Raw genomic sequence first — 24,399 nt, 5'->3', positions numbered from 1 at the left:
ATGCATCAGTACATTGGGGTTTATTTTTTGACTTATTTATCAATCTTATTTTTGTAACTTAATGCCATTGTAATAAGCATCAAGCGTAGTGATTTTGGTTTGATTAGGTAAATCAGCAAAGTCACTTTCAATAAACTTAGTACCACGCAGCTGGACATTTAAACGCGCTGCTTGTGGGTTTAGCATAGTTTGCTTGTAGTACTGTTTTATATCTGCAAGCGTTACTTTTTCTACTTCATTAATTAACTTTTGTTTTGAGTCAAAACTAAAGTTTTCTCGGTACCAATCGTTAATTAAAGGACCCATTTCATCATTTAAGTTTTTAGGTTGCTCTTTAAGTGACACCAAAGTCGCATTTTTAAGCTGTAAAAATGTGTCTTCTGTCATGTTATCAAGCTCTACCGCGTACTCTTTTTTGAACTGGTCGAAGCGAGCTTGTACTTCTTTAGGCCCTTTTACAGGGGTTTGTATGAACAAACCAACAGCAGAATAATCTTCGATTGAGCTTGCAATAGCACCTACTGCATAAGCGAGTTGTTCTTCTGTTCGCATTTTGTCAAATGCGATCGTCCTAAAATGATCGCGTAATACAGCAGCCTGAGCCTTTTGTTTGTAACCCGGTATTGGGTGAACGGTCATATCAACCACAGCAACATCGGCTACATCTATATCTTTTTGTAATACTAACGTTTCACCGGGTTGTGGCAACCACGCTTTACTACGTGCAAACTCGCTCACCGTATGATTTTTAGGTAAAACAGCTATGAGCTCGCCTGCTATTGATTCTATATCTTGCTGGTTATAATTACCGTAGCTAAATACACGCAAATCATTATTAGAAAATGTAGCTTGTTGTAACTTTGTTAAGTCAGCAACACGTAATGATTTTGCAGTTTTGATTAATTCATCGGTATCAAAGCTACCCGTACGAGTTAGCTTAGAGTAAGCACCAAAGGCTTGAGCATAAGGAAATTGCTTTTGTTGATTCAATAAGTCACGCGTGTAACGGTCAATAGCTTGCTCGAACGCTTGCGAAGTAGCCTTAACGTTTAATCCACTCAAAGCCTGTTTAAGCAATACATCTTGCTTATCAGTGAACCCATTAAGTGATAATACAAGCCCATTGCTTGGTGCTAGTCTAACGCCCATACCCGCTACAGCAGCTTCAGTGCTTAATTGGCTTTGCTTAATGTTGTATAAATCTGCCCAAACAGAGTAAAGCACTTCAGCACTTATGTCGTTCAGACCCGGTTGTGTATTTATATAAACCTCAACGAGCCCTTTAGGTTGCTCAGCAAATTTTTGACTTGCTTGACGCCATACTTTTACGCCCTGCTTATCGAAAACAAGCTCTGGGTGTTTTTGCTCTTTAAATTCAGCCGTTTTAATTGCAAAACTTTCAGGTAATAAGTTGTTCACACTAGGAAGCGCTAATTTAAACTCACTTGGCTTATTCCAGCTTGCTATTTCATCATCACTAATGTCATTTATGCGGTATTTGCCGTCGTAAAAGTATAATTGAGAGTCTGTTTCTTCTTGTTGTGAAATGTACCAAATACGCAGTGAATCTGCGTTGAGCTGGTTTAGCACATCATTAACGGCGTCAGCATCAAACTTTGCATAGTGGTAAGGCGCGTTAATCGTGTGATTAAGCGGGTAAACTTGCATGCTGCCTGTTAGAGCACTTACATAGTTAAACTCGTCGCCCTTTTCTAAAAATTTAAATTGGTTATTAAGCGAGGTACGTATTTCGTTAAAGTACTTGCTATTAACCCCTTCTTTTTTTATTAAATCAATGTATTGCATAACCACTGCAACAATTGCTTCGCGGTTTTGCATACCTAAATCAGTAAGCTCAATATCGACCGTTAAGGCACCATAGTTTGCATATTGTGTTGGAGAGGCTGATGCCCCTAGCTGTGAAACCCAGCCCTTATCTCTTAGTAATTGTGCTGGGCTACCCGGCATTTCATTGCTTAGTAAATATGAAACAAAACGGTTAGGTTTAACAGCAAACTCATCACTGTTGTTGGTAATTGTAAAATCAAGTTTTAACTGTTTTACATCTTCATTTGGCGAGTAAAATACGCGTTTACCGCCCGCTTTATCAAAATCTAAATTAGCAGTAACACTTGGCTTTTCGATGTTTTTATTTTTAATGTCAGCGAAGTATTTTTGCGCTTTTTGTTCCATATCGGCGATTGGCAAATTAGAAATAAGTGCGACTTTCATAATATTTGACGAATAATATTTATTGTAAAAATCAACGGTTTCTTGATGAAGCGAACTACCTTCTTTATCGCCTAGTGTTTCTAGGTTACCAATTAAAAAGCGATTTGCCGGATGCTCGCCCATCATTTTACGCGCTAATTTAAATTGGCCAAAGAAGTCCAGTTCGCGGCGCATAGACCACTCAGCATTCACTGCGTTTTTTTCTTTTTCTGTGTATTCTGGGTATAACTTAGGGGCTTTAAAAAAGTCAGAAAAACGGTCGAGTCCTTCGTCAAACGCACTGTTGTTTATTTTGAACATGTAGTTTGTAATTTCGAGCCACGTATAGGCGTTGTGTGCTCCGCCATTTTTGGTCATGAAATCTGAATACCCTTTTGTATCAGGGTAACGTTCTGTGCCTAAAAACAGCATATGCTCTAAGTAATGCGCCATACCCTGCTGAGACATAGGATCATGCAGTAAACCCACACCTACACTTAGTGAAGCAGCAGATTTTTCTGCGCTTGGATCAGACACTAAAATAACCTCAATTTCGTTAGCAAGCTTTAGTGTTTTATATTCTCTATTATCATTTGGGCTAACCACTAAAGTGTCTGATAGTAACGAGGCTTGTGGCGAGGTTGCTACTGATGAAGATGTATTAGAGCAACCGCTGAGAACAGCGAGTGCGATGGCACTGAGACAAATAATTTTTTTCATTTTATTTCCATTAAAAGCATGATGCAAAAAAGGTTATGCTAATTCAAAAGCAGGTTTGATAATATAAACTAACACTTTGTACTGAATACTTTCTAGCAGTTAACGCTTTTTTGTGTAACACATTGTGAAAAATGTCTGCATACTGACTAAAACAATAACAAGGAACTACAATGGAAAAAATAATAATACTTGCCATGTTTGTGCAAGTCACCCTGTCTTTGGCCGTAATGATTTTAATGGGGAGAAGACGCTTTGCAGCAGCTAAAAATAAACAGTTAAACTTAAACGACTTTGCAACGATGCGATTAGATAACGCAGGTGACCATGTAAGGGTTGCGGATAGAAACTTTACTAACCAGTTTGAAATACCCGTTTTATTTTACGCCGGTTGCTTGTTAGCTTTGCAATTAAACAGTGCAAGCGTTGTGGTTGCAATTTTGGCCTGCGTATTTGTAATAACACGCATATTACATAGCATTATTCATTTAGGATCAAATAACGTAAGAGCTCGATTTAACGTGTTTTTAATTGGCTGCGTGTCTGTATTTGCGATGTGGCTTGCGATGATTTGGCGGCTATTTATTTAATATAGGGCGCAGCTATATACTAGCTACGCAGTTTATATTGCTCTGAATGAGGTTACTTCTTCTTTTTAAGGCGTGGAACAGCTAGTAAAAAAGCACCCAGTAACCATATTAGCGCTCCACCCGAGCTACCATCTGAGCTACCAGAGTTATCCGCGTCAATCAGTGTATTTTCAACAACGGCCAATCCGGCTGCCGAATTAGGATCGTCATCTAATACAGTAACGCTCTGGATTGTCACTAAATTAGCACTACTAATAGACACATCACTGCTCGCACATTGCTCTGTTGTTATATCGACTACTGGTGTTTCACCGCAATGAACAAGGGCCGCAATTTTATCAAGCGTTTCCTGACTTTCTGCTGTGATTTGTCCAAACACTGTAAACCCACCATTTTGCGTATCAAGTGCCGCACTTCCCCCACTATTATTAGCCATATTAAAAAACCACTGGCTAGTAGCACTATTAGGGTTGCCCCCTAACTTAGCCATGGCAATAGTACCTTTAACATTAGAAAATACAGGTTCATTGATAACAGCAGGTTTAGTTGTTATTGGGTCAAGTGTGTCTGAAAATGTAAAACCACCGCCTTGAATTACAAAATTGTCTATTGAACGATGAATAACTGTTTCATTGTATGAGTCATCTTGCACATAACTTAAAAAGTTTTCTACGGTTTTTGGTGTTTGCTGGTCAAATAAATTAATCTCAATTGTGCCTTGGCTAGTTTGCATTTCGACTATGGTTGCATGGCTAGCAAAGCTTAATGAAGCGAGCAATGAACACAGTAAACGTTTTTTCATGTTAGATCCTATTATTATATTTATTTAAAAATAAGTTTTGTTTAGGTTAATGCTACACATTAAGAAAATCGATAGCATTAAGATAGTTGATACAAATTAGACCGTTCTGGTAACATTTCAATTACACAATATTGATTTATATTTTCTATGAATATGTAAACCGAGTAAATGTTTAACTTTGCTCATTGTTAATTATTAAATAACAGAGATAACGGATACACATGACACACACACCACACACAATTTGCGACTTTGGCCTACACAAAGGCGAAGCATACACCAAACTCCCAGCAAGCTTTTTAAATTGGATGGTTGCTACAAAACACGAAAAGTCACATTACGCTAGCCAAGAACTCAAACGCAGGGAAAATGCGGCTACGAGTCGTAATTAGCCAAAAATATAAATATCTGCCTTTTTTATATTTCAAACTAGTTTAAACTAGCCACCTACAACATTAAGTACAACTTAATACACAGGTATTTTATGCGCATAATTTTTATTTTTTCGATCATTTTGGGTGTACTGGGATGCACATCTGCCACAACTAATGAAAAAACATCTTCTACACAATACTTAACCGTTCTTCATACTAACGATAATCATGGTCGCTTTTGGCATAACGAAAAAGGCGAATACGGTATGGCTGCTCGCAAAACACTACTGGATCAATTACGTAGTGAAGCGAAAATAAAAGGTCATGCAGTTTTACTGCTATCAGGTGGCGACATAAATACAGGTATACCAGAATCTGATTTACAGCATGCAGAGCCTGACTTTAAAGGGATGTCTTTACTCGGCTACGATGCAATGGCATTAGGTAATCATGAATTTGATAACCCACTTAGTGTTTTAGCCAAGCAACAAAACTGGGCTAACTTCCCTCTCTTATCGGCTAATATAGTGGAAAAGTCGTCAGGTAAGAACGCTTTTGACGCCTATAAAATATTTGAAAAAAATGGCTTAACTATTGCCGTGATAGGTTTGACTACAACCGATACAGCAAAAATAGGAAACCCTCAGTACATTGGTCACTTAGAATTTAAAGACCCTGTTCCAGTAACAGCCAACCTAGCTAAAGAGATAAAAGCAAAATACAACCCAGACATTACTATTGCTGTTACTCACATGGGCCATTTTATTGATGCTAAACATGGCATAAACGCACCGGGCGATGTAACACTTGCTCGCTCATTGCCTGCTAATACGCTTGATATGATCATAGGTGGCCACTCACAAGAGCCTGTGTGTATGGCATCTGAAAATGTAAACGATGATAGTTTTAAACCTGGCTTAGCTTGTAATCCTGATCAGCAAAATGGCACGTGGATAATGCAAGCCCACGAGTGGGGAAAGTACGTTGGTAAGGCTGAGTTCAAATTAGAAAATGGTGAATTGAGCCTACTTGATTATAAATTAATGCCAGTTAATTTATATGTAGAAAAAACACAAGCTGACGGCACATTAAAAGAGGTACTTGCGAACGAATATATTAAGCCAGACCCGTCATTAAAAGCGTTTTTAGCTAAATACCAAGCGATTGGTGCTAAACAAATTGAGGGGACTATTGGCTCTGTTGATGCAAGATTAGAAGGTGATAGAAACAAAGTACGCTATCAACAAACAAACCTTGCTCGCGTTATCATCCAAGCACAAATGAATGTAGTAGGTGCAGATTTTGGGTTGATCAGTGGCGGTGGTATTCGCAGCTCAATTGATGCTGGTGAAATAAGCTATAAAGACATATTAAAAGTTCACCCTTTTAAAAACCGTATAACGTATATGGATTGGCAAGGTGCTGAACTATGGGACTACTTAAATACAGTAACAAGCTTCCCGGCAGACGCTGGTGCTTACTTGCAATATCACAAGCTTTCGTTTGAACGCAAAAATGGTAAGCTTATAAACGTATTTATTGACGGTAAACCGTTCGATAAAAGTAAAACATACCGCATGAGTTTAAATAGCTATAACGCATCGGGCGGTGATGGTTACCCAACTATAAATACGCTAAAAGGTTTTGTTAGCACTGACGAAACTGACGCCCAAGCACTTAAAACATTTATATCGCAACATGGTCCAATAAAAGCGGCTGAGTTTGCTCCTAAATAAACACGGTTAATAATAGGGAGGTGATATTACTTCCCTATTATTTCAATATTTCCCTTTGCAATATTTATGAGCCCGTAGCTGTGCAGGCGAGAGCGAGAGCCTTCTCCATGTGCTTTTGGAGGGTAATAAATTTCTTTTTCCTCAGGATATTCATTCAAAACGTCGTCAAGCGAAGCCCTTATTTCACTCAACGTTTTTTCAAGGCTGTTATTAAAGTTCGGCCGTTTCCTTATCGTGTGCCCTAGTTCTGTTAAACGGTAAAAATACTTGTTGGCAAGTTCAATAAGCTCATCGGGTACATTTTTATTATGATTTAAAATGACATCATTATTAGCTGAACAATATTCAACAAGGGCTAGGTAAAAACACAATGGTTTATTAGCTAATTGAACGCTGTGCTCTTTATTATAACTATGTGAAAGTGTTTTATTGCGTAAATCAATTATGACCGCCAAAGGCATTGGCATTGATGCAGCAGAGTTAATACTCTTATTTAAGCTTACATTGTTTTTCTTACTGTCTACCACTTTTAACCACACAGCAACAAAGAGACTGATAAGTAAAAAAAACAAAAAAAAGATTTTATTACTAGGTGTCAAGTAATGCTCATCTACACTAAAAATAATATTCACAGGGCCTTCACTCGTCGCTAAGCTACTGATAAATTGCTTTTCCTTTAAATCGCTGTGAGCAATCTCGCCTGTACTGATATCGATGACACGCAAGTTACTCATTCTTAGATAACTATTTAGTGAGTCAATATAGCCAACTAAAGCATCTTTATTACCTGCATGCTTATACAGTTCATTTGGCAAATCGAGTAATGGTAAATCTAGTGCAATTTGTTTTTCAATTTGAAACTTTTGCTGCTCGCTAACACGCTCTGTTTTATTAATCATAGATATATAAAACACTAAAGAAAGCATTAAAAAAATACATGAGGACACTGCAGAAAATTTAAGTCTACTCATTATCTTCACCTATCTTAAAAACAGCTGTATTATTCTCACATTGCCAAAAGGGCGAAACATTTTGATAATAATGAAGTTCTTGGTCTTTAGACATAGCCATTAGGTGTTCTTGTACAGCACATAACAAATCTGTGTTGTTTTGTTGCATTTTCAAGTACCAACGTGTGCCTGTTATGTTATTGCTTAATGGGGTGATATAGTTTTTCGAGAAACGGTCTTTATCGTTTTCTTTCCAAAACGACGCAATAATATCTACTTTACCGTTGGCTAATAAATCTCGTAGTTCATTATGAGAACTTGCGTACAAAATATTTAAATTTGCAATATTTATATCGAGATCTTTAAAGACCTGTTTTGGAAGAATATGCCCAGAGCGACTTGTTGGGTAATCAAGCAGTCCTATTTTTTTGTCTAAAAAATAAGACTTTGAAATAATTGGCTTTTCTTTTGAAGATATAAAAAATGCAGTGTAATCAGAAAAACCAACAACGGGCATATAATCATAGGTAGATTCAGCTTTAAAAGCCGCCATAATGTTGTTTTTTGCGAGTATAAGGTCTGCAATTCCTTTACCTACAAACTCTAAACTGTCTGATGTTTTATACCCCCAATACCCTACAACCACCCCGTACTGTTTAGCAACGACATTATCACCACACAACTTCTCTGTAAGTTGCACTGCAATATTTTTAGAGGGTGTAAATACAATAAGCTCACTGTCGTTTGCGGTCGCTGTTGTACGACATGTTGTTGATGTTTCAATAAGTACAGGAAAAGCGAGTTCATCGTCATTTACAATTAATTGACCACACACCCAAGCAAAAACTATTACTATAAACAAAAATGTAACAATTGAAGTTTTTTCCAATACCGTATTTTTAATATTCAAGCTAAAGACATCCTAAAATACATTACTTATCCATTTGAACAATTTTAATTACTTATTACAACAAGTAATTTTACCTATAGATGCTAAAGCACTGATTTATAACAAATATGAATAAGAAATTATGAATTTTATTGAGTCCTTCCTAATTTCAACAAAAGTAAGGACAATTGACCTTATTACAACGCAGCAACACCACTCCAAATTAATTAGGGAACCTTAATGCGTATCAATGTAAAATATTCGATAACGTCAGCGCTTTTAATAGGTGCCATTTTTACAAGTAGCGATTCACTTGCTTGGGGCCAAAACGGTCACCGGGTTGTAGGTAAAATTGCTGAATCTCATATAACAGACACCACAAAGTCAGCTATTAAACCATTCTTAGCGGGTGAATCACTTGCACAGGTTTCAACTTGGCCTGACGAGATGCGCTCAAACCCGGGGAAATTTTGGCAAAAGCAATCTTCTCGCTGGCACTACATTAACGCCTCACCTAACAAGTCCTTCACAATCAATCACGACCATACAAACAACAAAGAGTCGGTTAGCAACATTCTAGAAGGCATCCACTATTCTATAAAAACACTCAAAGATAAAAACAGCAGCCTAGATGCAAAGCAATTTAGTTTACGTTTTTTAGTTCATTTGGTTGGTGATAGCCATCAACCCTTCCATGCAGGAAGAAGCGAAGATAGAGGCGGAAACCGTATTAAAGTGTCGTTTTTTGGTCAAGATACAAACTTACACAGCTTGTGGGATACTAAATTAGTTGAAAACGAAAACTTATCATTTACTGAGTACGCGCAGTTTATAAATACTAATAACAGTGAACTAATTGCAGAATATTTAGAAAGTACACCAACTACTTGGATTGAAGAATCTCATAATTTAGCAAATGCACTTTATAAATCTACAAATGAAGAAGTTGGCTACAGCTATGTTTATAAAAATACACCTATCGTAAAAACACGTCTGCTACAAGCAGGTGTTCGATTGGCTGGTTTGTTAAACGCTATGTTTGACCCTTCAGCTAAAGAGCTAGAAACAGCGTTAAAAAAAGTATCTATGTAATTTGTGACACATAAAACCTACACACGGGGATTTTTTGTAAAAGCTTGTTTTACATTTCACAAGTTTGTCATAAAACATCGGTAGTATGAGCTCGCTAATAGAGTGATTACTCAAAAAAAGGTAAAAAATAGTCAAAATTTGTACTATTTATTAAAAAAACATTGCAGTTGTATTTTATTTGTAACAAACAATTGGGGTACAATAGCGATGGTTTTTAAAATATAAACCTGCATTTAGTTTATTTTTTGAAAACCAAAAAATAAAAATATAAAAATTTAATTATTAACTACACGGGAAAATTAAATGAAAACTCAAATACGCAAAACGGCCCTATCACTTGCTATCGCAGCATGTGTTGGTGTTAGTGGCGCTGCAATTGCAAATGAAACAACATCTGCAATTAAAGGTCAAATCACTGGTCCTAACGGCAACCCTGCTGCTGGCACTAAAATTACAATTTTACACGTTCCTTCAGGCTCAGTTAAAACAACTGAAACTAATGATGCTGGTTACTTTACAGCTAAAGGCCTGCGTGTTGGTGGTCCATACAGAGTAGTTGTAGATTCTGACACTTATGCAGACCAAGAGTTCAATAACATTATTCTTAACATTGGTAACGATTACCCGGTAAATGCTTCTTTAGAGAATATCTCTAACATCGAGCAAATTGTAGTTACGGGTGCTCCTATCAGTGCTATGTCTGGTGGTACAGGTCCTGCGTCTACTTTTACGCTAACAGATCTTGAAAACCAACCAGCCATCAACCGTGATTTAAAAGATATCATCCGTATTGACCCACGTATCACAATTGATGATAGCCGTGGTTCAATCAACTGTGGTGGTGGTAACCCACGTTACAACAGCTTAACGCTTGACGGCGTTCGCATGAACGATAACTTCGGCTTAAGCTCAAACGGTTACCCTACTATCCGTGCCCCTTTCTCTTTCGACTCTATTGAACAAGTTTCAGCTGAACTAGCACCTTTTGACGTTCAATACGGTGGCTTTACATCGTGTAATATTAACGCTGTAACTAAATCTGGTGGCAACGACGTTCACGGTGGTGTTTTCTTCGATTACACAAACGATTCAATGAAAGGCGACGAAATTGAAGGTAATGAAGTTGATAACGGTAACTACACTGAAAAACGTTACGGTTTCAACGTAGGCCTTCCGCTTGTTGAAGATACATTATTCTTGTTCACTTCATACGAAAAACTTGAAGGTGTTCGCCAGTTTAATTACGACGGCCTTAGCAGTGGTAGTGTTACAGCTGATGACGTATCTCGCATTCAGAGTATTTCTCAATCAGTTTACGGCTACGATGCAGGCGGTATGCCATCAAGCATGCCTGTTGAAGATGAAAAAATCTTAGTAAAACTAGATTGGAACATCAACGAAGATCACCGTGCAAACTTAATTTATAACTACAACGACGGTAACACAATTTCTCAGTCTGATACTGGTTCTAGCCGCGTTTCTTTATCAAACCACTTCTACAATCAAAGTGCTGAGTTTACATCAATCATTGGTTCTGTATATTCTGATTGGTCAGACGATTTTTCTACTGAAATTCGTTTAGGTAAATCAGAGCTAGATGCAACGGTTCAGTCATTAGATGCTGCAAGCAGCTTTGGTGAAATGCAAATCCGCACTGATAATGGCGGTACTGTATTCATTGGTCCAGATGATTCTCGTCAATCAAACGATCTAGATTACGACACAACTACATTTAAAGTTGCTGGTACTTATTACCTAGATCAACACACAATTACTGCTGGTTACGAGTTTGAAGAGCTATCTGTTTTTAACTTGTTCGTACAGCAAACAGAAGGTGAGTGGCGCTTTGACTCAATTGACGACTTTGAAGCAGGTCAAGCAGCGCGTATCTACTACAACAATGCTGCAGGTACTAATAACCCGAATGATGCGGCTGCAAGCTTTAAATATGCGCAGCATACATTCTATGTCCAAGATGAATACGCATTCACTGACTTAGATGCAACCATTCAGTTTGGTTTACGTTACGACAAGTACACAAGTGATGACGTTCCTAACTTTAACCAAAACTTCACTAACCGTTACGGTTTCAGCAACCAGTCTACATTCGACGGTATTGACTTACTGCAGCCACGTGTTGGATTCCAATGGTATGCAACTGACGAACTTGAAGTGCGCGCTGGCTTAGGCTTGTTCTCTGGTGGTAACCCGAACGTATGGCTGTCTAACTCTTACTCTAACGATGGTATTACAAACATTAGTACGCAGTTCCGTGGTGTAGATTTATTCAATACAGCTAACGTAAACGGCGGTACACCTGGTTTTGACGTACCACAAGGTATGTTTGACATTGTTGCAAATACAGAAATTGGTGTAGGCGATGCAACAGTTAATGCTGTAGACCCAGATTTTGAAATCCCTTCAGAGTGGAAATACTCTCTTGGTGCTACATACACAACTGAAGACGAATACGTAATCTCTGTAGACTACCTATACTCGAAGAAGAAAGATGCTGCATTGATGCGTGATATTGCACTTCAAGATAGCGGCGAAACTACGTTTGATGGTCGTCCTATTTACGAGTCAATCGAAGGTCGTAGTAATGAGTATTTATTAACAAATGTTAGTGGCGATAGCGGTGATTCTTCAGTTATCTCTGCAGCAGTTAGCAAAATGTTCGATAACGGCATCAACTTTAGCTTTGGTTATGCATACACAGATGCAGACGATGTAAACCCAATGACTAGCTCTGTAGCTGGTTCTAACTATGGTAACATCGCACTTACTAACCCAGGTAACCCAGGTGTTGCGTCTTCAGATTATGAAATTCCGCATCGTTTTACTATGACGCTTGGTTACAAATATGAGTTTGTAGATGGCTTTGAAACACGCTTTAACCTTTACGGTGAAGCATACAAAGGCCTACCTTACAGCTTCACGTTTGACGGAAGTGACCGTAATGTATGGGGCGATAACAACTGGAATGGTAACCGTCAGTTATTATACGTTCCACTTGAAAACGATCCTAACGTTGTATACGACATGTCTGCAGCTGAAATCAATGAGTTCAACGACTTCATTGCATCTGAAGGGCTTAAACGTGGTGAAATCGCAGGTCGTAACCAACAAAATGCTGACTGGTTTGTTAAGTTTAACTTTAAAGTTACACAAGAATTACCAGGCTTTATGGAAGGTCATAAAGGTGAAGCATTCTTTGTAATCGACAACCTTACAAACATGCTAAATGATGACTGGGGCGTTCTTAAGAAAGGTCCTTTCGTAGGTGCAAGCATGATCTCAACATCTTTAGATGACCAAGGTCGTTACGTTTATTCAGGCTTTAACGGTAATAACGCTAATACTTCAGTACAAACTGGTGCTTCAGTATGGGAAATGCGTGTAGGTGTACGTTACACTTTCTAATCTAAATTGTCAGATTAGTTAAAATTATAAAAGCCCATCATTTGATGGGCTTTTTTATGCCTGTAATTTATTTTTTAGCTTATTAAGTACACTTATTAATAAACCTTGTTCATGTGTGTTTAACGAAGCCAATAGTTCTTTTTCCCACTTTAACGCCTCGGGTACTATTTTTTTATACATATCTTTTCCAGCTTCACTTAATGAAAGTATGGCTGCGCGCTTATCCTCTGAATTAATTTGAGTCATTAGCAACTTTTTTTCTACTAATATTTTTATTGCACGCGACACGGTCGATTTATCCATATTTGCCTGCGTACATAAATTTTTGGCATTACTTTGACCAAATTGCGCTAAATTCGCCAAAATTCGCCATTGAGGTATCGTTAAGTCAAATTTGCTCTGGTATACCTTAGCAAGGTCATTACTTACCAAACTTGCTACATTAATTAGTTGATATGCTAAAAAAGTGTCTAAATCCAGTTTCATTGTTATCCCGTTAAATAGGTTTACTAGCTGTTCATTTATATTTACATACACATTCATTGAGCAATTTGAAATTACTCTCGCTTGAGAGTATCTTAACTTAAATAAATAAAACATAAAACTAGCCTTCTCTCACAGGAGTCAGTAATGGCAGAACAGTTAAAGTACATGACCGGTTTTGGTAATGAATTTGAAACCGAAGCGCTACCCGGTGCCTTGCCTATAGGGCAATTTACTCCTCAAAAAGTTAAGTACGATCTTTACACTGAACAATTTAGCTCTACAGCATTTACCGCGCCTAGAGCAGCTAACCGCAGAACATGGCTGTATCGGTTACGCCCTTCGGTAGTGCAAGGTGATTACACCGCTGTTGATAACGGCTTGATTCGAACTGCGCCTATAACTGAAGCCGTAACACCTCCGACTATGCTTCGCTGGAACCCCGTTGAAATTCCTACAAAGCCAACTGATTTTCTAGATGGACTCGTAACAATGGCTGCTAACGGCAGTGCTAATGGGCAATCTGGCATCGGTATTCATGTTTATGTTGCTAACAAGTCTATGGTCGATCGCTACTTTTACAACGCTGACGGTGAAATGCTATTTGTACCCCAACAAGGCGAGCTACTCCTGCATACAGAATGCGGTAAGCTCTGTGTAAAACCAGGTGAAGTTGCAGTCATACCCCGAGGGATGAAGTTTTCTGTTGATTTAATACAATCAACGGCCCGTGGTTATATCTGCGAAAACTATGGTCATGCTTTGGAGCTTGCAGAGCGAGGCCCTGTTGGTGCAAACGGCTATGCCAACGACCGTGACTTTCAATACCCAGTTGCAGCTTTTGAAGATAAAGAAGGTGATTTTGAACTGGTGTCAAAATTTAATGGCAACTTATTCAGCTGTGAGATTAAGCATTCCCCTTTCGATGTTGTTGCATGGACAGGTAATAGCGCGCCTTATAAATACGATTTATCGCGATTTAATGTAATGAACACAGTAAGCTTTGACCATCCTGATCCTTCTATATTTACCGTTTTAACCTCGCCATCAGCTACTGAAGGAATGGCTAATGTTGATTTTGTTATTTTTCCACCGCGTTGGATGGTTGCTGAAAACACTTTTCGTCCGCCCTACTATCATCGTAATATCATGAGTGAATTTATGGGGTTAATTGAAGGTGTATATGATGCAAAAGAGCATGGCTTTGTGCCAGGTGGGGCAAGTTTACATAATTGTATGTCTCCGCATGGACCTGAAGCGGATGTATTTGAAAAAGCATCTAATGCGGAACTGGTTCCACAAAAATACGAAAATACCTTAGCGTTTATGTTTGAATCCCGTTATGTCATTTCACCGACTAAATACGCATTAGAAGGTAAAGAACGTCAACCAAATTACACAGATTGTTGGCGAACAATTAAAAAACACTATTCAGCCAACAAGGATTAATTATGAAGCTTTACAGTTATTTTCGATCATCAGCTGCATACCGAGTGCGTATTGCGTTAAACCTAAAAAAAATTGACCATGAGTTGGCAATTGTAAATCTTTTAAAATCAGAGCAGCTTGAGGAAGGTTACCTAACACTAAACCCACAAGGGCTTTTACCAGCCCTTGAAACAGATGAAGGTGTACTTGGTCAATCATTAGCTATTTTAGAATGGCTTGATGAAACATACCCACAGTCACCATTAATTAGCGGCTCTGCTTGGCAAAAAGCCCAAATAAGAAATTTAAGTTTTGCAATAGCGTGTGATATTCACCCAGTGAATAATTTGCGAGTACTTAAGTATTTATCGAATGAATTAAAAGTAGACGATGATGCTAAAAACACCTGGTACAAACATTGGGTTGAAGTAGGCTTTGATAAAATAGAAATACTACTTGGAGACGACGATTACTGTATTGGGAACAAGCCAAGCCTTGCTGATGTTTGCTTAGTACCTCAGGTATTTAATGCTATTCGTTTTAACGTGGATATGAGTCGATATCCAAAAATTGCAGCTATTTATGAACGATGTAATAAATTAGCTGCGTTTAATGATGCCGCACCGCAAAATCAACCCGATGCGACCTAAATACTGTTGAGCTTAACTTTTGAGCGCGCTATGAATAATCGTAACGTGCTCAATTAAATCTAAACCCAAATCCGTTAAGTAACCGCCATCTGGGCTATCTATAACGCCTTTATCGAATAATCGTTGTGCTGCTTCTATCAAGCTTGCTTCTGCGTCAGAATGTAATTTGATACCCTGCATTTTGCTATCAAGCGGAAACTTTGCAAGTAATGTGAATTCATCTATCATCAGCTGATTAAATTTCATGTGTGTGTACCTTTTATTGTTCTGTTTATTTTTTAGTGTGTAATATTACACTAGCATGTTTTTTAGTATTACGTACTATTTTTAAAGTCAATTGTAGGAGAATATTATGCGCCCATTAATAATTCTATCCGCCTGTTTTTTAAGCTTATCACTCTCGTTATTTTGTAATGCCGAGCCGCATAACAGCCGCACTTTTGTGAACGCAAGTCAGTTAAATCAGCACCAAACAATGTGTTGGTACGACGACAAACGCTATAGTGAAGGCGCATTAATTAGCGTTGATACGTTCAATTTACTGTGCGGTGCCAAAAACCCCAACCAAACCAATAGCGCATTAATGTGGCTTAAGCTCAATGAGCAAGGGAAAGTTATTTACCCAAATCGACCTAAAAAGATTACAGTGAAATAGCCTGCTTATTGTATTTAAGCTACAATATGCATAGTTTAAATAAGCAGTATGGCTATGGATAATCAACCTAAAAACCCACTACATGGGATCACACTAGAACAAATATTGGTCGAGTTAGAGCAGAGACTTGGCTGGAAAACGCTGGGCGAACAAGTAAAAATTAAATGTTTTACGGATGCACCAAGCATAAAATCTAGCTTAAAATTTTTACGCAAAACCCCTTGGGCCAGAGACAAAGTTGAAGCGTTATATATTCATACAATAAATAACAAACCACTTCGCAAACCAAAAAGCGCACCTCGTAAAACAACAAACAAGGCTCCAGATACAACTGACTTTGTTTGGCCATCAATAAAAAAGTAAAAATATAAATAAAGGCGCACTTTAATGCGCCTTTATATTTTAGTTTTACTAAATTTCCTTACTGATCACATTAAGCGATGCTGGCTGTATTTCAACCACAAGCCTATCAGCCGTTTTCACTTCGCCATCAATGACATATTTAATTCCATTCTCTGAAGATATTTCGACTTTTTTAGCATTTGTGTGTTGAGAATTAATGGCTAAATGGCTTTGCGTTATGCTGCTAAACATAAGCTCGGCAATACTCAGTACCGTAGTGGAATTTTCTTTATTGGGTATAAGCCAATTTATATCAAGTAGCCCATCACTGTGATTAGGCTGCCCTCCCCCTTGAGCAAGTAGCGTTGTAAACGGTGCTGCATTAGCAACAACAAAACTGCTTGTTGTGATCATCATTGGGTCGTTATCGTCCAATTTTACGTTGAGCTGTTGCGATTTTTGTTCCGAAAACGCCTGAAGAAATCCTGTTAAATAAGCGAGTTGCCCAAATTTATTTTTAAATTCGCGGTCAGCTTTTTCAATCATTGCATGTTCAAAACCTATACCGGCTAAAAGTAGCATTAAATCGTCATTACAATATGCTGTATCTATTAACGTAGATTGACCATCAATAATTAAATCACACGCTTGCTCTACAGGTATAAATTTTGAACTTATTCCCATTAAAACGTGAGCAAGCGCATTAGCAGTCCCGAGCGGAATAATACCTAACTTACAGGGTGTATTAACTAATACGCTCGCAACTTCCGCTACTGTTCCATCGCCACCGCAAGCAATAACAATATCAGGATTTTCACCAAGCGTTTGTTTGGCAAGCTCTATACCATTAATGTCTGGGCTTGTGGTCCTTACGGTTAAATCGTAATAAGTTGACAAGCGTGCAATGATAAATTGCTCTTTTTCTTGCCATATTTTTGTACCCGATACGGGATTTGCAATTAAAAATGCACGATTTTTAATTACTAGTTCGCCACTTTTATGTCGCTTTGCTAGGTGGCGCAGTTGGCGTTTATTTAGATTAGCGGTTTCACGTGTTTCTTTGATTTGGGCAAGCACATCATGCACGTCGGCGTGTTTATTTTGACTAAGTAAGTAAGCAGCCATTACAAACACTGAACGTCCGCGGCCCAACGCACAATGCACAACCACTTTATTGTTTTTTTGGATTTGATGATGAATCCAATTTATTGCCTGGTTAAGCTGAGAGCGTGTTGGCACGCTATGGTCAAGTACTGGAATATTTAAATAGTTAATACGCTCTTGTGTCGAGCTCCACTCTAAACCGTCAAACTCACAAGTAACATCTAATATAGCGGTAATATTATTGCTTTTTAACGTGTCTATATCCGAGGGAAATAAGCGGCATGCTAAAAAAAGGTTATCGTTAATTTGCTGAATTGGTGGCACTTTATCATGCTTACGCGACCATGCGTTGTACACTTGCGCCCCCAATAAAAAAGGAATAAACGCCCAGCGTATGTAAAATGGAATAACGCCGTTTTCTCGCTTTCTGAAAATTTTACCTATATTAAAAATGTATGCCCCACTGACCAATGACAGTGATAGCGCGGTCCAGTAAAAAAATAACGAAAAGTAAATTGAATTTATTTCCCACCCTATAAAAATAAGTACACACGCTAATATCAAATAACTAATTGCAGCCCACATAAAATCTCCATTTATATTTATTGCTATTCATTAATTAACAAACAGCTTTTATAATTGTGTTTGCAATTTACAAGCCACAAAACAGTAAAACGTACGGCACCACTTTTTTACTTATATTATTGATATTTAATAGCTATTTAAATACCGTTTTTATTGGTTTGTATGGACTTTGCTCTTTTTACACAATGAGTGTGTTAATTTTTCACACGTATCACAGTAGAAACTCACTAAGTCTTAGCTCCATATTAGTAAATCTGACTCACCAAGCTAATTTATTTTAAGTGTAACTTAGCGTGGCGACTCTGCTATAAACAAAAATCGGCTCAACCATTACAGATGCTTTTCTCTAATATAGTTTTTGAACTCACAGAATTATACCTAATAATAAACACAGATAGTCATTGCAAAAAAGAGCGAAAAGTATACTGTTGCAAGCTACTTAACTTTTTTGCATCCAAGTTCTAGCCTCAACCGTTTTTAAAAAGAGAATAAAAATAAATAGGATATTTATGGAAAACGATAATTTACTGTCTCTGTTATACGATACATCACAGGGTGATAAGCATGCATTTTCAACCTTGTATCAACAAACAAGCGGAAAGCTTTTTGCCATTAGCTTAAATATGCTTTCTAACAGAGCACACGCCGAAGAAGTGTTGCAAGACGCATTCATTAAAATATGGCATAACGCCTCAGAATACAATGCTTCTAAAGGCACTGTCATAAGCTGGATGATAAGTATAGTAAGGTATAGAAGTCTGGATGCGTTGCGTTACAACAAAGTAAGAAAAGAGCAAACAATGGGAGATGATGACTTTGATATTCAGAGCGTCGATGTCAACTATGACGAAAATACTAAATTAGTAAACTGTATAGAGCAGCTTGAACCCCAGCAAAAGCAGGCCATTCATTTAGCTTACTATAAGGGGCTTAGTCACAGCGAGCTAGTAGACCATATAGAGTCGCCATTAGGCACTGTTAAAAGCTGGATCAGACGCGGGCTTACACAACTTCAGAGGTGTTTAACATTATGAATTATACAAAACCCGAGCTGTTAGACGCGCTAGCAGGACAATATGTACTTGGCACACTCAAGGGGCTGGCACGAAAACGTTTTCAGCGCTTGTTACTTAGCTCAAGCAAAGCACGTGAGGCAATTTTTATGTGGGAGCAAAACCTTAATAATCTAGCAAGTGCAATTACACCACAAGCACCTAGCGATTCTGTTTGGGAAAACATTTTGCAAGGTATTGAGTCAAAAACAGTGCCTAGTCAAACAGTGGTGCAAACTAAGCCGTCGATTTGGCAGACATGGTCGTTTATAGCCACCGCCGCGTGTATTGTGTTGGCATTTTTAGTCATTCAACCGGCCAAAGAAGTGTCGCAATATCAGCAAATTGCACTCGTGCAAAACCAAGATAAACAGTCTTTATGGTTTATTGAAGTAAACGAAGATGCATTAACTATTAAAGCCAGTAGTCAATTAGTTGCCCAAAGAGATAAAGATTATCAACTATGGATGATCTTAAAAGGGCAAGATTTACCTGTTTCGTTAGGTATATTACCTAAACAAGGCGGTAAATTTTTGCTAAAAGATAAACGCTTTAACGCTGACGATATCTCACTACTAGCAGTCAGTTTAGAGCCTTTAGGTGGTTCGCCAAACGGCTTACCTACCGAGGTACTTTATACAACCGAACTCGTGTTACTTTAATCCCTTGTATGGCTGCTTATATAAGCAGCCATTTTTTATTTAAATAAAATGTAACTTTTTTGCATCCAATCTAAATTCCCCCCCGTTATTAGCTATGACTTCTATTTAAAACTAAAGGAAAAAGTCATGAAAGCTTTAACACCATCAATACTCGCAGTAGTAATATGTAGCACTTTTATTAGCGCACCAAGTAACGCATCAAGTCACCGAGAAGCGCCAAATATTAGTCGCTTTCCGACCTTAGATTCTACCGACTTTTATGTATTTAATAGCTATGAACAAGGAAAAGAAGAGTACGTCACACTAATTGCAAACTATATTCCATTACAGGATGCCTACGGCGGCCCTAATTATTTTGCAATGGACCCAGATGCAACTTACAGCATACACATAGATAACGATGGCGATGCCGTTGAAGACATTACTTTTGCATTTGATTTCCAAAGCATGCTACCAAACGATAATCAAGGTGTGCAATTAGCTGTAGGCCCAGAAGGCAACCAGCGTACTGTTTCTGTACCACTCAAAAATGTGGGTGGTGTATCAGCCGGTGATAATAGCGCAACTAACTTCAGTGAATCATATACTCTGAGTATGATTAATGGGCCGCAGCGCACAGGTGTTGCAACCTCATTAAATAATACCACTACGGGCACATCTACATTCAGTAAGCCACTTGATTATATTGGTAATAAAACATTTACCTCTAAAGCTGACTATCAAACTTACGCAGATCAATTTGTATATAATGTGTCAATCCCAGGTTGTGAAAGCATGGCACAAGTATTTGTTGGCCAAAGAAAAGATTCGTTTGTTGTTAACCTTGGTAAAACGTTCGATTTAGTAAACTACGTACCGGTAGAGGGCGACAGCGCTCCGGGTGCTGGTGATGCAGGTGGCTTCCCTGGAGGCATTACCCAATCGGCTGACAATGACGACCTTGCAGATAAAAACGTGACATCAATTGCTATTGAAGTACCAAAAAGCTGTATTGTAGGCGAAGGTAATGGCGTTATTGGTTCGTGGACCACTGCAAGTTTACCTCAAGCTCGCATACTAAACCCGAATGCTAAATTTGCTAATAATGCAGTTAATGGTGGTGCTCTTACTCAAGTATCGCGTTTAGGAAATCCACTTGTTAATGAGCTTGTTATTGGCATAAAGGATAAGGATACTTTCTCGACAGCACACCCTAAAGACGATGGACAGTTTTTAGATTATGTATCTCATCCAGCCCTTCCTGAACTTTTAAATATTTTATTCAAGGATGCAGTTAATACGACACTTGGCGCTAACCTCGAAACATTAGCCCCAACAAACTTTCCTCGTACCGATTTAATTACTGCATTTTTAACTGGTTTTGCTGGTGTTAACCAACAAGCAACCGTCACTCCCTCTGAAATGCTTCGTTTAAACACAAACATCGCGGCAACAGCGCAAAGTGAGCAGTCTGCATTTGGTGTTGCAGGAAACGATTTAGCTGGCTTTCCAAACGGCCGACGCCCTGGCGATGATGTTGTTGATATTGCTCTGCGCGTAGTAATGGGTCGTTTATGTCATCCTATTCCTGTTGCAGGCGAAGATACTGACCTAGGCTTATGTACTCCCGAAGATGCAAGCGTTGGTACAGTACCATTTACCGATGGCGCACCTGTTGATGCAACAATGATGGACTCAACCTTTCCGTACTTAGCTACCCCACTTGCGGGCTCTAAATAAGGAGTAAACTAATGCAACACTTAAAAATTACGCATATAGGTATTCTGCTTAGCGCATTAACGCTAGGAGCGTGTAGCAATGATGACGACAATAAAAAGCCGTTGCCTGTGGTTAATACAGCGCCTTCAGTTAGCGACATCATGTTAACAACGCAAACGGAGGTGAATATTACCGACTCACTTACAGCCATAGATAAAGAAGGTGATTCACTTACTTACTCATTGGTCAGTGAGCCTTCATTAGGCATGGTAAATATTGACGCTGATGGCAACTTTACTTACACACCAAATAAAGAGGTTACGGGCACAGATAGCTTTACTTTTGGCGTATCTGATGGCGTTAACAGCCAAGTAAGTGCAATGGTTAATATCACTATTGAAGCTTTGCAAATCGACTTTGCTCAGTTTACTAGCGATGCATTTAACCAAGCACCGAATGCAGAGCCACTCTCTGTAAATGGAAGAGAGTTTACAAATAAAGACACAGATATTAATAATTTAATTAGTAATCAGTAAATAAGCTGACTGGCCATGGATGGCTATTTTAAGGATACAAATATGAAATCACCTCTAGTAAACCTGATGATTACATTAAGCTTAGTGTGCTCATTTGAGCTTTTTGCAGCAGCTTATACACCTAATGACAACGACGTAATAGCAGTCACTAAATCGGATTTAACTGCCTCACTATCGATAAATGAAATAGAAAATCTTGTCAATAAAAGTCAATTCGTTGGACAAACGGAGCATATGCAAGGGATACTCAAAAACAGGCTCGCAGAAATATACTTAAATGAGCCAACGCCACAGGTAGGCTATTTATATGCACGCGTTTTACAAAAAGAGCATTTGTTTAATGATGCGATAAACATTGCTAATAGTGTTTTAAAAATAACGCCTGATCACAGCAACACTCACCTATTGCTGGCTAATTTGTACATGACACAAGGCCAGTTTGAACTTGCTAAACAGCATTGCTTAGCACTAATAACAAGGGTAAGCACATTAACGGCCAGTACTTGTGTACTAGACGTGCAAAGTCAGCACGGTAATTTATTAAGAAGTTATCAATCTTTAGTAAAGCTAACGAACAATAAGCCTATTGGACTCAATACAAAACATGTCCTAGCTGAAATGAGCTTTAGATTACAAAACTACACAAACGCATTAAAGCACCTTGAAAATATAAATTTAGTAAACTCTCCAGTAAGCCTAATTGCTTTATGGGCAGACATACAACTGGGCTTAAACAAACCACAGCAAGTGATAACCAAATTAAGTAATTTATTAAAAGAATCGCACGATCTAGAAGACGCGCTTTTGCTGCGCTTAGCCATCGCAGAAAAAAAACTAAACACAACACAATACAAATGGCAAAACGCCATGAAGCAACGAGTAGAGCTCAGAGAAATTCGCCACGACAGCTTTCACGCAAGTGACCTCGCCAACTATTATATTCACGTGCAGCCAAACAAATCTAAAGCCTTGTATTGGGCCAATATTAACTGGCAACAAGCTAAAATGAATATCGACCAAGCGCTGATTGTTCAAGCAAAAAGGATGTAAATGTTATGAGAAAATTAATACGCGTATTTTCTATTATGTTGTTAAGCTTATTATTTTCAACAGCTGCTTTTGCGCACCAGTTAAGCACCGGCTACATTACGCTTAATAGCAACAATACAGCTCAATACAGCGGCAATTGGGAAATCAATGTTGCAGATTTAGAGCACGTTATAGCACTCGACCTAGACCAAAACGCCAACATTACCTGGTCTGAAATAAAAGCAAAACGGGACTCAATTAACGCATTTATAAAAAACAATCTTATCGCAGAACAAAACGAACAAACTTGCGCACTCACTGTAAATAACAATTACCAGCTAAGTGAGCACTTTAATCAGCCTTACTTGGTATTACCTGTGTCATTTTCGTGTTTAACAAATAAGGAGATTACGCTTAAGTATTCAGCCTTTTTTCAAGATGACGCAAATCATAAAGTCATTGTTAATGTGAATAACATAGCACGTGTGTTTAGTATAAATGAGCCTAGCCAAACCTTTAATACTAAGCAGTCGAGCTATTTAGATACCTTTACAGAATATGTGTATCAGGGCGTATTACACATTTGGATAGGCATCGATCATATTTTATTTTTAATTGCGCTATTACTAACTTGTGTTTTAACCCGTGATAAAAACACCTGGCAGCCCATTAGCTCTAAAAAACACATTATCAAACACACTGCATGGATTGTTACAGCATTTACGCTTGCTCATTCTATAACGCTTACAGCAACAGCGCTTGATTTAATATCTCTCAATACTCGCTGGGTTGAACTAATTATTGCAATTTCTGTATTGTTTGCAGCCCTTAATAATGTTTGGCCCGTTGTTTTGCGTTTAGGCTGGCTGACATTTGCTTTTGGGTTACTTCACGGAATGGGATTTGCGAGTGTACTTGGTGAATTAGGTTTGTCGAGTAACTATCAATTAATGAGCATATTGGCATTTAATTTAGGGGTAGAGATTGGCCAACTAAGTATTTTATTAGTAGCGTTGCCTTTATTAATTGCATTTAGAAAAACCGCTTGGTATGTAAAATGGTTAATGCCTGCAGGGTCTATAGGTATTGCCGTTGTGGCTCTAAACTGGTCTATTGAACGCTTTTGAACATATCTATACCCATTCGCCTAATTAAGTGATCTATTTTGAAGATGGAAAAACGTCTTGATAGCTAGGAAAAGAGTTCGCTATTTAGTTGTTATCGGCAATTTCTACTGCATTGCTCTGCATTCATGCAGTCGTAAATGAGAGTTTTTTAACGTAAATAGCGAGGCGTTTAGCCCCACAAAATGATTAAGTATTATTGCGGCTTGGTATTACTTTAAACGGTTGTTAATACTATAAACCCGCTAATATAGCGGGCATATAATT

At 38.2% G+C, this 24,399-nt stretch carries 22 protein-coding genes; 15 read left to right on the top strand and 7 right to left on the bottom strand.

Going from position 1 to position 24,399, the window contains the following annotated elements; all coding sequences use genetic code 11:
- Nucleotides 1-45: 45 nt before the first annotated feature.
- Nucleotides 46-2,931, bottom strand: coding sequence for an insulinase family protein (locus CWB65_RS00980; protein WP_138739642.1), 2,886 nt, complete (start codon nt 2,929-2,931; stop codon nt 46-48).
- A gap of 170 nt (nt 2,932-3,101) precedes the next feature.
- Between CWB65_RS00980 and CWB65_RS00975 the strand changes: the two genes are divergently transcribed.
- A complete protein-coding gene (locus CWB65_RS00975; protein ID WP_138739641.1) occupies nt 3,102-3,518 on the top strand; it encodes an MAPEG family protein in 417 nt (138 codons plus the stop codon).
- 52 nt (nt 3,519-3,570) lie between these two features.
- Here CWB65_RS00975 and CWB65_RS00970 read toward each other — a convergent pair whose 3' ends face one another.
- Nucleotides 3,571-4,320 carry a peptidylprolyl isomerase gene (locus CWB65_RS00970; protein ID WP_138739640.1) on the bottom strand — a complete coding sequence of 250 codons (750 nt, stop codon included), beginning with the start codon at nt 4,318-4,320 and terminating at the stop codon, nt 3,571-3,573.
- A gap of 221 nt (nt 4,321-4,541) precedes the next feature.
- Here CWB65_RS00970 and CWB65_RS19825 point away from each other — a divergent pair, with 221 nt between their 5' ends.
- Entirely contained in the window at nt 4,542-4,712 is a 171-nt protein-coding gene (locus CWB65_RS19825) for a hypothetical protein (protein ID WP_006791686.1), read from the top strand.
- A gap of 92 nt (nt 4,713-4,804) precedes the next feature.
- Entirely contained in the window at nt 4,805-6,430 is a 1,626-nt protein-coding gene (gene ushA, locus CWB65_RS00965; protein ID WP_138739639.1) for a bifunctional UDP-sugar hydrolase/5'-nucleotidase UshA, read from the top strand.
- Nucleotides 6,431-6,456: 26 nt separating this feature from the next.
- On the opposite strand, the gene CWB65_RS00960 is transcribed toward ushA, so the two are convergent.
- Nucleotides 6,457-7,401, bottom strand: coding sequence for a hypothetical protein (locus tag CWB65_RS00960; protein ID WP_138739638.1), 945 nt, complete (start codon nt 7,399-7,401; stop codon nt 6,457-6,459).
- Nucleotides 7,394-8,290, bottom strand: coding sequence for a type 2 periplasmic-binding domain-containing protein (locus tag CWB65_RS00955; RefSeq protein ID WP_138739637.1), 897 nt, complete (start codon nt 8,288-8,290; stop codon nt 7,394-7,396). Before CWB65_RS00955 ends, CWB65_RS00960 begins: the two co-directional genes overlap by 8 nt.
- A gap of 219 nt (nt 8,291-8,509) precedes the next feature.
- Here CWB65_RS00955 and CWB65_RS00950 point away from each other — a divergent pair, with 219 nt between their 5' ends.
- Both CWB65_RS00950 and CWB65_RS00945 read left to right on the top strand, forming a co-directional pair.
- A complete protein-coding gene (locus CWB65_RS00950; protein WP_008126264.1) occupies nt 8,510-9,361 on the top strand; it encodes a S1/P1 nuclease in 852 nt (283 codons plus the stop codon).
- A gap of 303 nt (nt 9,362-9,664) precedes the next feature.
- A complete protein-coding gene (locus CWB65_RS00945) occupies nt 9,665-12,784 on the top strand; it encodes a TonB-dependent receptor (RefSeq protein ID WP_008126261.1) in 3,120 nt (1,039 codons plus the stop codon).
- Between the two features lie 54 nt (nt 12,785-12,838).
- On the opposite strand, the gene CWB65_RS00940 is transcribed toward CWB65_RS00945, so the two are convergent.
- The gene (locus CWB65_RS00940) at nt 12,839-13,270 is read right to left on the bottom strand and encodes a MarR family winged helix-turn-helix transcriptional regulator (RefSeq protein WP_033024862.1); all 432 of its coding nucleotides are present in this window, start codon (nt 13,268-13,270) and stop codon (nt 12,839-12,841) included.
- Between the two features lie 144 nt (nt 13,271-13,414).
- Here CWB65_RS00940 and hmgA point away from each other — a divergent pair, with 144 nt between their 5' ends.
- Both hmgA and maiA read left to right on the top strand, forming a co-directional pair.
- Nucleotides 13,415-14,716: a homogentisate 1,2-dioxygenase gene (gene hmgA, locus CWB65_RS00935; protein WP_138739636.1), complete on the top strand. Its 1,302-nt coding sequence runs from the start codon at nt 13,415-13,417 to the stop codon at nt 14,714-14,716.
- A gap of 2 nt (nt 14,717-14,718) precedes the next feature.
- The gene (gene maiA, locus CWB65_RS00930) at nt 14,719-15,345 is read left to right on the top strand and encodes a maleylacetoacetate isomerase (protein ID WP_006791678.1); all 627 of its coding nucleotides are present in this window, start codon (nt 14,719-14,721) and stop codon (nt 15,343-15,345) included.
- Between the two features lie 12 nt (nt 15,346-15,357).
- Here the strand turns inward: maiA and CWB65_RS00925 are convergent, their stop codons facing one another.
- Entirely contained in the window at nt 15,358-15,591 is a 234-nt protein-coding gene (locus tag CWB65_RS00925) for a TIGR02647 family protein (RefSeq protein ID WP_006791677.1), read from the bottom strand.
- Nucleotides 15,592-15,697: 106 nt separating this feature from the next.
- On the opposite strand from CWB65_RS00925, the gene CWB65_RS00920 reads away from it, so the two are divergent.
- Nucleotides 15,698-16,000 carry a DUF1496 domain-containing protein gene (locus CWB65_RS00920; RefSeq protein ID WP_138739635.1) on the top strand — a complete coding sequence of 101 codons (303 nt, stop codon included), beginning with the start codon at nt 15,698-15,700 and terminating at the stop codon, nt 15,998-16,000.
- A gap of 54 nt (nt 16,001-16,054) precedes the next feature.
- On the top strand, nt 16,055-16,363 hold the full coding sequence (locus CWB65_RS00915) for a VF530 family protein (protein ID WP_008126252.1): 309 nt from the start codon (nt 16,055-16,057) through the stop codon (nt 16,361-16,363).
- 48 nt (nt 16,364-16,411) lie between these two features.
- Here the strand turns inward: CWB65_RS00915 and CWB65_RS00910 are convergent, their stop codons facing one another.
- Nucleotides 16,412-18,031 carry a diacylglycerol kinase family protein gene (locus tag CWB65_RS00910; protein WP_138739634.1) on the bottom strand — a complete coding sequence of 540 codons (1,620 nt, stop codon included), beginning with the start codon at nt 18,029-18,031 and terminating at the stop codon, nt 16,412-16,414.
- A 509-nt stretch (nt 18,032-18,540) separates the two neighbouring features.
- Between CWB65_RS00910 and CWB65_RS00905 the strand changes: the two genes are divergently transcribed.
- The 6 genes from CWB65_RS00905 (at nt 18,541) to CWB65_RS00880 (ending at nt 24,135) form a co-directional block, all read left to right on the top strand.
- Entirely contained in the window at nt 18,541-19,065 is a 525-nt protein-coding gene (locus CWB65_RS00905; protein ID WP_006791673.1) for a sigma-70 family RNA polymerase sigma factor, read from the top strand.
- Nucleotides 19,062-19,745, top strand: coding sequence for an anti-sigma factor (locus CWB65_RS00900; RefSeq protein WP_010556741.1), 684 nt, complete (start codon nt 19,062-19,064; stop codon nt 19,743-19,745). The genes CWB65_RS00905 and CWB65_RS00900 overlap by 4 nt, the downstream gene beginning before the upstream one ends.
- A 126-nt stretch (nt 19,746-19,871) precedes the next feature.
- Nucleotides 19,872-21,464: a DUF4331 domain-containing protein gene (locus tag CWB65_RS00895; protein ID WP_138739633.1), complete on the top strand. Its 1,593-nt coding sequence runs from the start codon at nt 19,872-19,874 to the stop codon at nt 21,462-21,464.
- 11 nt (nt 21,465-21,475) lie between these two features.
- Complete coding sequence (locus CWB65_RS00890) at nt 21,476-21,979, top strand: Ig-like domain-containing protein (RefSeq protein WP_138739632.1); 504 nt, start codon at nt 21,476-21,478, stop codon at nt 21,977-21,979.
- Between the two features lie 42 nt (nt 21,980-22,021).
- Nucleotides 22,022-23,029 (top strand): tetratricopeptide repeat protein, encoded by a 1,008-nt coding sequence (locus tag CWB65_RS00885; protein WP_138739631.1) that lies wholly within the window; start codon nt 22,022-22,024, stop codon nt 23,027-23,029.
- 5 nt (nt 23,030-23,034) lie between these two features.
- The gene (locus CWB65_RS00880; RefSeq protein ID WP_138739630.1) at nt 23,035-24,135 is read left to right on the top strand and encodes a HupE/UreJ family protein; all 1,101 of its coding nucleotides are present in this window, start codon (nt 23,035-23,037) and stop codon (nt 24,133-24,135) included.
- The last annotated feature ends 264 nt before the right edge of the window (nt 24,136-24,399 follow it).

It is taken from the genome of Pseudoalteromonas sp. S554, from assembly GCF_005930865.1.
GTDB classification, from domain to species: Bacteria; Pseudomonadota; Gammaproteobacteria; order Enterobacterales; family Alteromonadaceae; genus Pseudoalteromonas; species Pseudoalteromonas marina.
This window is presented reverse-complemented; position numbering and strand designations above follow the sequence as displayed.

Excerpts from the sequence above, each read along its gene's own strand:
- CWB65_RS00895 (WP_138739633.1), top strand. The coding sequence starts at position 19,872 with ATGAAAGCTTTAACACCATCAATACTCGCAGTAGTAATATGTAGCACT.
- CWB65_RS00960 (WP_138739638.1), bottom strand. The coding sequence starts at position 7,401 with ATGAGTAGACTTAAATTTTCTGCAGTGTCCTCATGTATTTTTTTAATG.
- ushA (WP_138739639.1), top strand. The coding sequence starts at position 4,805 with ATGCGCATAATTTTTATTTTTTCGATCATTTTGGGTGTACTGGGATGC.
- CWB65_RS00880 (WP_138739630.1), top strand. The coding sequence starts at position 23,035 with ATGAGAAAATTAATACGCGTATTTTCTATTATGTTGTTAAGCTTATTA.
- CWB65_RS00925 (WP_006791677.1), bottom strand. The coding sequence starts at position 15,591 with ATGAAATTTAATCAGCTGATGATAGATGAATTCACATTACTTGCAAAG.
- CWB65_RS00910 (WP_138739634.1), bottom strand. The coding sequence starts at position 18,031 with ATGTGGGCTGCAATTAGTTATTTGATATTAGCGTGTGTACTTATTTTT.
- CWB65_RS00915 (WP_008126252.1), top strand. The coding sequence starts at position 16,055 with ATGGATAATCAACCTAAAAACCCACTACATGGGATCACACTAGAACAA.
- hmgA (WP_138739636.1), top strand. The coding sequence starts at position 13,415 with ATGGCAGAACAGTTAAAGTACATGACCGGTTTTGGTAATGAATTTGAA.
- CWB65_RS00980 (WP_138739642.1), bottom strand. The coding sequence starts at position 2,931 with ATGAAAAAAATTATTTGTCTCAGTGCCATCGCACTCGCTGTTCTCAGC.
- CWB65_RS00970 (WP_138739640.1), bottom strand. The coding sequence starts at position 4,320 with ATGAAAAAACGTTTACTGTGTTCATTGCTCGCTTCATTAAGCTTTGCT.
- CWB65_RS19825 (WP_006791686.1), top strand. The coding sequence starts at position 4,542 with ATGACACACACACCACACACAATTTGCGACTTTGGCCTACACAAAGGC.
- CWB65_RS00975 (WP_138739641.1), top strand. The coding sequence starts at position 3,102 with ATGGAAAAAATAATAATACTTGCCATGTTTGTGCAAGTCACCCTGTCT.
- CWB65_RS00945 (WP_008126261.1), top strand. The coding sequence starts at position 9,665 with ATGAAAACTCAAATACGCAAAACGGCCCTATCACTTGCTATCGCAGCA.
- maiA (WP_006791678.1), top strand. The coding sequence starts at position 14,719 with ATGAAGCTTTACAGTTATTTTCGATCATCAGCTGCATACCGAGTGCGT.
- CWB65_RS00940 (WP_033024862.1), bottom strand. The coding sequence starts at position 13,270 with ATGAAACTGGATTTAGACACTTTTTTAGCATATCAACTAATTAATGTA.
- CWB65_RS00900 (WP_010556741.1), top strand. The coding sequence starts at position 19,062 with ATGAATTATACAAAACCCGAGCTGTTAGACGCGCTAGCAGGACAATAT.
- CWB65_RS00950 (WP_008126264.1), top strand. The coding sequence starts at position 8,510 with ATGCGTATCAATGTAAAATATTCGATAACGTCAGCGCTTTTAATAGGT.
- CWB65_RS00905 (WP_006791673.1), top strand. The coding sequence starts at position 18,541 with ATGGAAAACGATAATTTACTGTCTCTGTTATACGATACATCACAGGGT.
- CWB65_RS00920 (WP_138739635.1), top strand. The coding sequence starts at position 15,698 with ATGCGCCCATTAATAATTCTATCCGCCTGTTTTTTAAGCTTATCACTC.
- CWB65_RS00890 (WP_138739632.1), top strand. The coding sequence starts at position 21,476 with ATGCAACACTTAAAAATTACGCATATAGGTATTCTGCTTAGCGCATTA.
- CWB65_RS00885 (WP_138739631.1), top strand. The coding sequence starts at position 22,022 with ATGAAATCACCTCTAGTAAACCTGATGATTACATTAAGCTTAGTGTGC.